At 34.2% G+C, this 2,659-nt stretch carries 2 protein-coding genes; both read right to left on the bottom strand.

All coding sequences use genetic code 11. The features are described from left to right. Positions 1 to 210: 210 nt before the first annotated feature. A protein-coding gene (locus ACY191_RS00045) for an IS3 family transposase (protein WP_085959128.1) occupies positions 211 to 1,565 on the bottom strand; the annotation gives its coding sequence in 2 pieces (ribosomal slippage) (positions 211 to 1,112 and positions 1,112 to 1,565; 1,356 coding nt in all). Positions 1,566 to 1,622: 57 nt separating this feature from the next. Continuing rightward, positions 1,623 to 2,405: a nucleotidyltransferase domain-containing protein gene (locus ACY191_RS00050; protein WP_001208237.1), complete on the bottom strand. Its 783-nt coding sequence runs from the start codon at positions 2,403 to 2,405 to the stop codon at positions 1,623 to 1,625. Positions 2,406 to 2,659 lie beyond the last annotated feature (254 nt).

Consider the following 2,659-nt stretch of genomic DNA (forward strand, 5'->3'; position numbering starts at 1 on the left):
AAATTCAATATTCCGTCAATAATATAGATACCCATTTCTTAACCTGAGTAGTTAGCTTTTGCTAGCTGCTCTTTTGTTGTTTATGCACCTTTCATTTTAAAATCATATATATTATTTTAAGGATATGAGTCATCTTTTAAAACTCAAATTACACTCCGGAAAAGAGCACTGTTCTGAAGTGACCCCTAAAAGTTAGACACGGTTATTTCATTAGGCAGCTTGATAAAAGTGAGTCCGGTATTGTACCGGGCTCATTTTTAATTTTGCCTTAATCCGTTTCGTATTATAATAATCTATATATTTTTCTAATTCTATTTTAAAGTGCTCTACATTTTCAAATTCTTTTATGTAGAGGAACTCCGACTTCATAATCCCAAAGAAATTTTCTATTACTGCGTTGTCGTAACAGTTTCCTTTTCGAGACATACTCTGGACGATAGCTCTTGATTCAAGTGTCCGGACGTACTGTCTCATTTGATAATGCCATCCTTGATCCGAATGCATCAGTAGCTGGTGGGTTTCAGGTAAACGTTCCAATGCTTTCTCTAACATGTCTGAAACAAGCGAATACGTCGGTCTAGAACCAATTGTATAGGTAATAATTTCACCATTATACAAATCTAATACAGGTGATACATACAGTTTTTCTCCAAACAATTTAAACTCTGTGATGTCTGTTACCCACTTTTGATTCGGTGCATCTGTATGAAAATTACGCTCTAAAATATTAGGTGCAATTCTACCGACTTTTCCTTTATAGGATTTATATTTCTTCATACGCACAACACACTTTAACCCAAGCTCTTTCATAATACGCTGAACCTTCTTGTGGTTCACTTTCTGGCCACGATTCGTTAATTCATCACGAATGCGACGGTAACCATAACGACCTTCATTTTCCTCATAAATCGCTTTAATCTCAGCTTTCAAATCGGCATCTACATCTGGACGATTCATTTTCTTTACTAAATCATAATACGTGCTTCGAGGAATAGTAGCTAGCTCCACGAGTGCCTTCACCGAATATTTATGCCTTAATTCGTAGACTACTTGCGCTTTGTCTTGTTTTGTGATTTTTCCTTGTTTTGAACTAAGGCATTTAACTTTTTTAAGTACTCATTTTCCATCTCAAGCTGTTTAATGCGTGCTTCAAGTGCTTCGACTGACCCTTCAGCTAAAGGTTGTTTTAATTGTTTATTTGAATCTTTTTTCATGGATGGACGCCCCTTTTTCTTAGATTGAAGGGCATCAATTCCTTGTGTTTCGAGCTGTTTTTTCCAAACAGAAATCGTTGAAGGGGCAGGAATATTAAAGATAGCTGCCGTCTCAAATAAGGACATACCGTTTTCAATCATAAAGTTTAGTACGTCTAGTTTAAATTGTTGTGTGTAATTTGTACATCGTTTTAGAAAAGCTTCCAGACCATTCTGTTTATATTGGTTTACCCAATTCAAAATGATTGTGTCACTTATACCGAGCGATCTACCCATTTCTCGATAACTTTCATTTCCGTTCAAATAACGTAGAACGATTTGTATTTTTTCATCAGCTGTAAATTTAGCCATAGAAAAACTGCACCTCCAATTGTTAGACTGTGTCTAACAATTGGGGTGCAGTTCAACTTACTTGTGCTCTTTTTCATATGCTTCAAACAACATATCTCGAAACAATGTATTTAAACTCTCAATATCGATTCCTGATCCCTTTTCAATTCCTTTTACATATTGCTGATAGTAATGAATTTGTTCTTCTAAAAATTGATTTAGCACCTTAATTTTCAATCCAACATCTAATTCAGTACCTGCTTTTTTCTTTATTAACAACTTTTCAATTTCATCTAATACGCTACGTTCTAATGATAATTCTGTAATTAATCGATCAAATTCTACAGGAGGTAAAGTCGTTTTCTCTTCTAGCCACTTACAAGCTAAAATGGGACGTAATACATAAAAGTACTTTTTCAGCTTTACATTCTCACCTTGCAAAAATTCACGATAATTTTTCGACGCCATATGTAAATAATGATATATCGTTGCTTTTGGATCAAAATTCTTCTCACTCATCTGTTGAAGTAGTTCTGGAAAATTAGAGTTTTTCGAATAAAAAATTGGTGATCGAATCCACTCAAGTAAAGCAGGATTCGACTTCGCGAATAGTTGCAACGCCTTTTTAATATCCCAACCACTTATATCTAAATCATCACTAATTGGATATTCAATTACATCTCGTTTGTCATGAATTGATAAATACCATTCTACCGGATGTATATAAACAAACCTAACATCATAATCGCTATCTTTCGATGGAAACCCCCAAGCACGACTCCCTGATTCCACCGCAAATAAAATTTTTACATCATTCTCTTTTTCAATTCTTTCTAACTCCAACTCGATTTTCTCTCTCATTTCATAACATCTCCATTTTTTGATTATTTCCTTGGAAATTCGACAATACACTATTAATTTTACTACATACTAAAAAAACTGTCAGAAATTACTGACAGCCTAATGAAACGTCTATTGTTGCTTTTCAATTACAGTAGCAGCAATTCGTTCAAACTCTTTTTGAATCTCCTCTTTATATGCATCTACTATTGAAAAATCCATAGCAGCAATATAAATTCGTTCTAATTTATCACGAACCGATTTTGCTTTCGCTA

This window comes from Staphylococcus sp. TCBT05 (assembly GCF_055179755.1).